Annotated in this window: 8 protein-coding genes; 4 read left to right on the forward strand and 4 right to left on the reverse strand. The window is 75.6% G+C overall.

The annotated features are described in order from the left end of the window. The 3 genes from VR45_RS10475 to VR45_RS10485 form a co-directional block, all read right to left on the reverse strand. A partial coding sequence (locus tag VR45_RS10475; RefSeq protein WP_234325922.1) for a hypothetical protein occupies positions 1-678 on the reverse strand: 678 nt, incomplete at its 3' end. A gap of 282 nt (positions 679-960) precedes the next feature. Next, positions 961-1,833 (reverse strand): hypothetical protein, encoded by an 873-nt coding sequence (locus VR45_RS10480; RefSeq protein WP_234325920.1) that lies wholly within the window; start codon positions 1,831-1,833, stop codon positions 961-963. A gap of 233 nt (positions 1,834-2,066) precedes the next feature. Continuing rightward, positions 2,067-2,666, reverse strand: a complete 600-nt coding sequence (locus VR45_RS10485) for a nucleotidyltransferase family protein (protein ID WP_045939421.1) — start codon at positions 2,664-2,666, stop codon at positions 2,067-2,069. Positions 2,667-2,824: 158 nt separating this feature from the next. On the opposite strand from VR45_RS10485, the gene moaA reads away from it, so the two are divergent. Then, complete coding sequence (gene moaA, locus VR45_RS10490; protein WP_078896397.1) at positions 2,825-3,916, forward strand: GTP 3',8-cyclase MoaA; 1,092 nt, start codon at positions 2,825-2,827, stop codon at positions 3,914-3,916. A 23-nt stretch (positions 3,917-3,939) separates the two neighbouring features. Here the strand turns inward: moaA and VR45_RS10495 are convergent, their stop codons facing one another. Then, positions 3,940-5,031 (reverse strand): helix-turn-helix domain-containing protein, encoded by a 1,092-nt coding sequence (locus VR45_RS10495; protein WP_078896398.1) that lies wholly within the window; start codon positions 5,029-5,031, stop codon positions 3,940-3,942. 122 nt (positions 5,032-5,153) lie between these two features. Here VR45_RS10495 and VR45_RS10500 point away from each other — a divergent pair, with 122 nt between their 5' ends. From VR45_RS10500 to VR45_RS10510, 3 genes are all read left to right on the forward strand, one after another. Next, entirely contained in the window at positions 5,154-6,089 is a 936-nt protein-coding gene (locus tag VR45_RS10500) for an NAD-dependent epimerase/dehydratase family protein (protein ID WP_107084151.1), read from the forward strand. 131 nt (positions 6,090-6,220) lie between these two features. Beyond that, positions 6,221-6,982, forward strand: a complete 762-nt coding sequence (locus tag VR45_RS10505; protein ID WP_234325921.1) for an HNH endonuclease family protein — start codon at positions 6,221-6,223, stop codon at positions 6,980-6,982. A gap of 82 nt (positions 6,983-7,064) precedes the next feature. Beyond that, positions 7,065-8,546 (forward strand): alpha/beta fold hydrolase (locus VR45_RS10510; protein WP_052708986.1); only part of this gene is annotated, 1,482 nt, incomplete at its 3' end.

Raw genomic sequence — 8,546 nt, forward strand, 5'->3', positions numbered from 1 at the left:
GGGGAGCCATACCGGCACGCCCCCGAGCGCCTGCACCAGCCGGGTCGCCTCCGCCCGCAGCCGGGTGGCCTCCTCCGGCTCGGACACCTCGGCCAGCGCCGCCAGCGCCGGGGCCACCCCGACCGTGAAGCCCAACTGCTCGCGCAGCCGCAACGAGGCGTCGAAGCCCTCCCGGGCCCGCTCGTGGTCCCCGGCGGCCAGCGCCAGCGCGGCCAGGTGCCGCCAGGTCGAGGAGCGCAGCAGTTCGTCGCCGCGCTCCCCCGCGCCCTCGTGGGCCCGGCGGTAGGCGATCCAGGCCGCCGTCGGGTCGCGCAGCAGGTTCTCCGCCACCAGTCCCCGGCGGAAGTCCAGCAGCGGCCGGCCCGGTGCGTCCGGCGGCAGCAGCGCCGAGGTGCGGCCGAGCGCGGCCTGCGCCTCGTCGAGACGGTCGCGGGCGCCCAGGACGCTGGCCACGTACGCCAGGAAGCCCCGGGCGCAGGCGGCCGCCGCGCGCTGCTCGGTGGTGGTCACGGTGGCCTCGGCCAGTCGCAGGGCCTGCTCCGCCTGGTTCCAGTGGGCGGCGGTGAACAGGCACTGCTCGATCAGGAGTTCGGCCCTGATCAGAGCTGCCTCCGGGTCGCGTTCTGCGGCCGGCCGCAGCAGGTCGGCGGCCTCCCGCCAGCACGCCCGGGACCGCAGCCGCCATACGGTGTCCCCCGGCTCCGGTGGCGCTGTGCGCCCCGGTGCGTCCTGACCGTTCGGGCCCCATCCGTGCTCCGACAACGCCACCTCCTTGTGTGCGCCATCCAGCAGGACGCGGGCCCTCCCCGTCCGTGGCACGACACACCACAGGCCCGCGTTGTGGCGGCAATTCAACACGGGGGCGAGCTTGTGCACCAGATCACGAGCGGAGGTTGTTGCGCGCGGCCGGGTTTTCGTCTAAACGATCAGCGGCCGGTCGGTCGGGGCCCGAACGAGGCCTCAGGACGTCCAGCCGGTCTCCATCAGGGCCTCCGCGGCGCCGTTCGCGGGCTGCGGCACACCCGCCAGATCCAGGCTGAACAGGGCCACCAGCAGCTGCTCGCCGCGCACCGTGGCCTGGTGCGAATAGCCCGCAAGAGTGAACATCGCGGCGGCCATCTCCTCCGCGTGCAGGGTCTGCAGCCACAGGCACTCGACCGACTTCACGTCGGCCGGCTCGGTCCAGGTGTCCACCTGCGCGACCATCCGGCCGCCCAACAGGGTCACACCGTCGCGCTCCTGGGCCTCCGTCAGCTCCAGGTCGTCGAAGCCCAGCCACTCCAGGTAGCGGGCGGCGGTGAACACCGCGTCCTGCGAGGTCCGCACCGGGTGCGGGCGGAACGGGGCGCGGCGCCGCCACTGCGCGGCCTGCCCGCCGGACCCGGTGGCCGGCGGCGCCGCGGCGGGCGGGGCGTCCAGGGAGTGCGCGGGGCGGGCCGGGTGCGGGTGGGAGGCCCGCGGCCCGGCGGCGGTACCCAGCGGGCCGGCCGCCGCCCCGCCGCCCAGCCGGGTCGTCCGGTCCACCGGGAGCCGCACGGTGGCGCCGCAGTTGCAGGTGAACTCGGGTTGCGGCCACTGGTCGGAGCGGCCGCAGTGCGGACAGCGCATGCTCAGCCAGGAGTCCTCCCACGACCGGAACCGCACCTGCACCGGCACCCCGCCGCGCAGCAGCGGCACCTTGAGCGAGGCGCCGCACGGGCACGGCAGCGAGGGCGGCTCGTAGAGGTGCTCCCGCCGGCAGGCGGGGCAGCGGATCGCCCGGGCGCCACCCGCCGCCCCCGGGCCGCGCCCGGCCGGGTCGTGTCCGGTGAAGTCGTCGGGCAGTCCGGCCATCGCGGGGTACCGTCCGTTCGAATCGGGGGCGGAGTGACGTGTCCCATGCTCCCCGAAACCCGGGAGGCGCGGCGCGGAATGCGGCAATCCTCAGGGACGAATCAGGGGTGCGCGCCCGAATCCTCGCCGGTGAGGAGGAGGGCGGTCCCCCTCGGGCGGGAGTCCCGCCCCGAGCGGCGGCGGACGGCCGGGCTCCGGTGGTGCTCCGGTGCCGGTCCGGCGCCGGGCGGGTGTCACCCCGCGCCCCAGCGGGCGAGGTCGGCGGGCGTGTCCAGGTCGTCCGGGGAGGCGACGTCGGCGCACTCGACCGGGACCAACTCGTCGGCGTGCGCCGCCAGCAGGGCCCGGGCCCCCGCGTCCCCCCGCGCGCCCGCCGCCGCCTCGGCGAGGTACTCGGCCCCGATCAGCACCGGGTGCCCGCGCCGCCCCCCGTACGTCGCCGCGGCCAGACCGGCCCCGGCCCGGTGCGCGGCCAGCAGCCGGGCCACCGCGGCCGGGCCCACCCCCGGGGTGTCCACCAGCATCACCAGCACCGCCGAGGACCCTGCGGGCAGCGCGGCCAGACCGGCCCGCAGCGAGGAGCCCATGCCGCTCGCCCAGTCCGGGTTGGCCACCAGCCGGCAGCCCGGCAGATGGGCGGTGGAACGCACCCGCTCCCGGTCCGCGCCCAGCACCACCGTCACCTCCCGGCAGCCGCCCGCCCGGGCCGCCGCCGCAGCGTGCTCCACCAGCGGCCGGCCCCGGTACGGCAGCAGCGCCTTCGGCCGTCCGCCCAACCGCCGCCCGCCCCCGGCCGCCAGCACCAGCGCGGTGACCGCGTCCCTCTGTTCCATGTGCCCAGCCTGCCCGGCCCGGCGGCCGGGGCGACAGTCCCGCCGCCGGGTGTTGGACGATCGCACGAGCGATCGCACGAGCGGGGGCGGCGGCGAGTGGCCGCGCCCCGGCGGTTCGGCCGCTGGTGCTCCCGCCGCAGGGCCCCTGTACTGGGCGGATGAGCAGCGCGTCGAGGAACAGTGCGTCGAGGAACAGTGCGCCGGGGGCGGCCCCGGGAGCGGCCGCCGCCGCACCGGACCGCGCCGTCGGGGAGCACATCGGGGCGGTGCGCCCCTTGGTGGACCGGTACGGGCGGGTGCACACCGATCTGCGGGTGTCGCTGACCGACCGGTGCAATCTCCGCTGCACCTACTGCATGCCCGCCGAGGGGCTGGACTGGCTGCCCCGGGCCGAGGTGCTGAGCGACGACGAGGTGGTCCGCCTGGTGCGGATCGCGGTCCGCCGGCTCGGCATCACGGCGGTGCGCCTCACCGGCGGCGAGCCGTTGCTGCGGCGCGGCCTGCCCGCCCTGGTCGGGCGGATCGCCGCGCTCGGGGCGGAGGTGTCGCTGACCACCAACGGCATCGGCCTGGCCAGGACCGCCGGGGCGCTGCGCGCGGCCGGGCTGCACCGGGTCAACGTCAGCCTGGACACCCTGCGCCCCGAGCGGTACGCCGCGCTCACCCGCCGGGACCGGCTCGACGACGTGCTGGCCGGGCTGGCCGCCGCCCACGCGGCCGGGCTCGCCCCGGTGAAGGTGAACGCGGTGCCGGTGCGCGGGGTCAACGACGACGAACTGGCCGAGCTGCTCGGGTTCGCCGTCCGGCACGGCTACCGGATGCGCTTCATCGAGTCGATGCCGCTGGACGCGCAGGGCGCCTGGGACCGCGAGCGGATGGTCACCGCGGACGAGATCCTGGCCCGCCTCGGCGAGCGCTTCGAGCTGCACCCGGTCGGCCGGTCCGGCAACGCCCCGGCCGAGGAGTGGCGGATCGCCGGGACGGACGCGGCGGTGGGCGTGATCGCCTCCGTCACCCGTCCGTTCTGCGGCGGGTGCGACCGGGTGCGGCTCACCGCCGACGGGCAATTGCGCAACTGCCTGTTCGCCACCGAGGAGTCCGACCTGCGCGCGCTGCTGCGCGACGGCGCCGACGACGACCGGGTGGAGGCCGCCTGGCGGGCCACCATCGCCCGTAAGGGCCCCGGCCACGCCATCGGCGGCGCGGACTTCGTCAGGCCCGCCCGTCCGATGTCGGCCATCGGCGGCTGACTGTGCGTCAGGGTGACTGTGCGTCAGGGGCGTTCGCCGGAGCGCGGATCGGCGGCCGACCGGGCGAAGTGCGTGCGGTAGGCGCGCGGGGTCATGCCGATCCGCCGTAGCAGGTGGCCGCGCAGCGAATCGGCGGTGACGAAGCCGGTCCTGGCGGCGACCCGGTCCACCGCCAGATCGGTGGACTCCAGCAACTCGCGGGCCTGCTCCAGGCGTTGGGTGAGCAGCCAGTGCAGCGGCGTGGTGCCCGTCTCGGCCCGGAAGCGGCGGTTGAGGGTGCGCACGCTCACCCCCGCGTGCGCGGCCAGGTCGGCCAGGGCGAGCGGCTCGGCCAGCCGGGCCAGCGCCCAGGCCCGGGTGGCGGCGAGCGAACTGCCGTCCGCGCCGGCGACCGGGGCCGGCAGGATCTGCGCCCGGCCGCCCTCGCGGACCTCCGAGAGCGCCGCCAGCCGGGCCACGGCGTTGGCCATCGCCGCGCCGTGGTCGGTCCGCACCATGTGCAGGCACAGGTCGATGCCGGCGGTCAGCCCGGCCGAGGTGAGCACCGGGCCGTCGTCGACGAACAGCGCCTGCGGGAGCACCCGCACCTTGGGGAAGCGGTGCTCCAGGGCGCCCGCCTGCACCCAGTAGGTGGTGGCGCTGTGCCCGTCCAGCAGCCCGGCCTGGGCCAGGACGAAGGCACCGGTGCAGATCGAGGCCATCCGCGCGCCCCGGTCCGCCGCCGCGCGCAGGGCGGTGAGGATCCGCTCGTCGGCGTCGGCGCGGGAGGCGGACCCGGTGACGAGGACGGTGTCGGCCTCGGCGATCTCCTCCAGGCCGTGCGGGACGACCACCTGGAGGCTGCCGGTGGTGGTCACCGGGCCCGGTTCGGCGGTGCAGATCCGCACCCGGTACACCGGGTCGCCGTCCAGTTCGGCGGAGCCGAAAACGAGGTCGGGAATGGTGAGGTCGAAGGCGGTCACCGGGGGCACCGCGACCACCGCGATCCGATGGACGCCGGTCGGCCGGGTGGCGGCCGGTCGGTTGGCGGCAGGTCGGGAGTCGGCAGGTCGGTTGGCGGCCGGTCGGGAGTCGCTCGCAGGCCCGGTCGGGGCCGGTCGGGCGGTGGGGGGCATGGCCAGAACCTCCGGAACCTTGGCAGCCCGGGCCCTGCCGTGCGGCCGGGTCCCGAAGGAGAGTTGATCACGGCGCCGACGCTCCGGCGCCACCCACCCCAACGGCAGCCCAGGAGCCTCCCATGTCCTTCCACGTCGTCACCGGCGCCGGCCCGACCGGCACCGCTACCGCCCTGCTCCTCGCCGGCTCCGGCGAACAGGTCCGGCTGGTCACCCGGCGCGGCACCGGCCCCGAGCACCCCGGCATCGAGCGGATCGCCGCCGACGCCGCCGACGCCGACGCCCTCACCGCGCTGGCCGAGGGCGCGCTGTCACTGGTCAACTGCGCCGCCCCGCCCTACCACCGCTGGCTCACCGAGTTCCCGCCGCTCGCCGCCGGGCTGCTGACCGCCGCCGAACGGACCGGCGCGGGCTACGTGATGCTCGGCAACCTGTACGGCTACGGGCCGGTCGACGGCCCGCTCACCGAGGACCTGCCCGCCGCCCCGACCAGCCGCAAGGGCACGCTGCGGGCGGCCCTGTGGGCGGAGGCGCTCGCCGCGCACCGGGCGGGCCGGGCACGCGTCACGGAGGTCAGGGCCAGCGACTTCCTCGGCCGGGGCGCCACCTCGCTGTTCGGCTTCACGGTGGTACCCGCCGTGCTGGCCGGCGAGCCGGTCGGCTACCCCGCCGACCTGGACGCGCCGCACAGCTGGAGCCACCTCGGCGATGTGGCCGCCACCCTGGTCGCCGCCGCCCGCAACGAGGCGTCCTGGGGCCGGGCCTGGCACGTGCCCAGCACCAGCGAGGCCTCGGCCCGCGAGGTGGCCCGGCGGCTGGCGGCGGCGGCCGGGGCGCCGGAGCCCGCGCTCACCGCCGCTCACCGCCGTCGCGCCGGCCGATCTGGTCCGGTCGGGGGACGAAATCCTCGCCGAGGTGGAGGAGATGGCCTACCTGTACGACCGGCCGCTGCGGCTGGACTCGACGCGTACGGAGGAGGTGCTCGGGGTGACGGCGACGCCGTTCGAGGCGGTGGTCGAGGAGATCGTCCGCGGCGCGCGGTCGTAGTGCGGTCGTAGCGGGGGCGGGGCGGCGCCCGGTGTGAGCTTCGCCATGATCGAAATGCTCCGGGTTGTGGTGGCTTGACCGGGTGCGGGCGGGCTGGTCTGCTGGTGCGCCGTCAGCCGCCCACCCATCCGGGGAGTCCACCGTGCCCGCCCGTCGCCCCACCCTGTCGGCCGCCGCCGTGTTCCTGATATCCACCCTGGTGCTGAGCGGTTGCTCCGGCGCCGGGACGCGCAGCGAGGACGCCGCGCCCGCCGGGGCGGGCGCCGTCGGCCCGGGCACCAGTCCGCTGGACAACCCGGACGGCACCAAGCCCGGTCTGGCGCCGCTGACTTCGCCCGAGGAGCAGAAGGCGGGCCGGGAGCTGATCGCCAGGGTCGCCACCGCCGCGACCGGCCCCAAGGAAGGCTACGACCGCAACGAGTTCGGCCCCGCCTGGACCGACAGCGTGGACGGTGTGCCGGGCGGCCGCAACAACTGTGACACCCGCAACGACCTGCTGGCCCGCGACGGTTCGGCGGTCGAGCGCAAGGACGGCTCGAAGTGCGTGGTCACCGCGATGACCATCCTCGACCCGTACACCGGGAAGACCGTGCGCTGGAGCAAGCAGCAGGCGTCGAAGATCCAGATAGACCATGTGATGCCGCTGTCCTACGACTGGCAGATGGGCGCGAGCGGGTGGGACAAGGCCAAGCGGGCCCGGATCGCCAACGACCCGCTGAACCTCGTCCCCGCCGACGGCTCGCAGAACGCCTCCAAGGGCGACTCCGGCCCGTCCGCCTGGCTGCCCGCCGACCCGCGGATACGGTGCGCGTACGCGGTCCGCTTCGCGCAGGTGTCGCTGAAGTACCAGCTGCCGGTGACGGAGGCGGACAAGAGGGCGATGCTGCAGCAGTGCGGCGGCTGACACCCCGCCTGACACCCCGTCGAGGGGGTGGGGCGCCGTCGATGGTGTGACGGTCGGGTGATATTCGTGTGCGGTGCATTCGATGATCACCCGACTCTCGCGACGTGCCCTGCCCGCCGTCGCCGCGGCCGCCCTGCTGGCCGCCTGCACCAGCACCGGCGGCTCCACCGGCGCGGCCTCCACCGCCCCGACGGCCGCCCCGGCCACCGCTTCGCCCGCAGGCCCCTCGGACCCGGCCGCCCCCGCGCCCGCCCCGACCGCCACCCCGACGCCGACCCCGACCGTGAAGCCGACCGGCCAGGCGGACCCGGCGCTCCAGGCCTTCTACGGCCAGAAGCTCGCCTGGACGGCCTGCAAGGACGACCCGGCGACCACGAAGACCGACGAGTCGGCGGTCCAGTGCGCGACCCTCAAGGTCCCGCTGGACTACGCCGACCCGTCCTCCGGGGAGACCCTGGATGTCGGAGTGGCCCGGATCACCAGCTCCAGGCCCGGAGAGCGGACCGGTTCCCTCCTGGTCAACCCGGGAGGGCCGGGAGGCAGCGGTGTCGGCATGGTCCAGCGCGGCCAGAAGGACTACGACGGTCCGCTGCGCGACCACTACGACATCGTCGGCTTCGACCCTCGCGGCTCCGGTCTCAGCGCCCCGGTCAACTGCCTGGACGACAAGGCCCGGGACAGCTGGATCACCACCGACGTGCTCGGCCCGGAGCACGGCAAGGCCCTGGCCGACGCCTGCGGGGCGAAGTACGGCAAGCTGCTGGAGCACATCGGTACCCGTGACACCGTGCGGGACGTCGACGTCCTGCGCGCGGCGCTCGGCGACCAGAAGCTCAGCTACCTGGGCCTGTCCTACGGCACCTACCTGGGCAGCGTCTACGCCGAGGAGTTCCCGGACCGGGTCGGCCGGCTGGTGCTGGACGGCGCGGTCGACCCGGCCAAGCCGATAGCCGAGAACAACATCGAGCAGTACGCGGGCTTCGAGCGCTCGCTGCAGGCCTTCGCCGCCCACTGCGTCAAGCAGGCGCAGTGCCCGCTCGGCAAGGACCCGGACAAGGCGGCGGGCAAGCTCGCCGACTTCCTCGACGGACTCAAGCAGAAGCCGCTCGTCACCAAGGACGGACGCACCCTCACCTCCACCGCGGCCTGGACCGGCGTGATCGAGGGGCTCTACGGGGACGAGAGCGGCTGGGACGCCCTGGCCAACAGCATCGGCTGGGCCATGGCCCGCGGCAAGGGCGAGAACCTGCTCGCCTACGCCGACTCCTACAACAAGCGGGACAAGGACGGCCACTACAGCGTCTCCGCCGACGCCTACACGGCGATCTACTGCGCCGACGGGGCGACCGACGTCCTCACTGGAGCCGCACTCGACGCCGCCTACGCCCAGATGGCCGCCAAGGCGCCGCTGATCAGCCGGCACGAGCCGGGAGCGGCACTGTTCGACCCGGACTGCCGGAGCTGGCCGTTCCGTTCGCCGGAGAAGGCGCACCCGATCACCTCGAAGGCCGCGACGCCGATCGTGGTGGTCGGCTCCACCGGCGACGCGGCCACACCGTACGCC

The sequence above is a fragment of the Streptomyces sp. NRRL S-495 genome (assembly GCF_000966955.1).
Lineage (GTDB): Bacteria > Actinomycetota > Actinomycetes > Streptomycetales > Streptomycetaceae > Kitasatospora > Kitasatospora purpeofusca.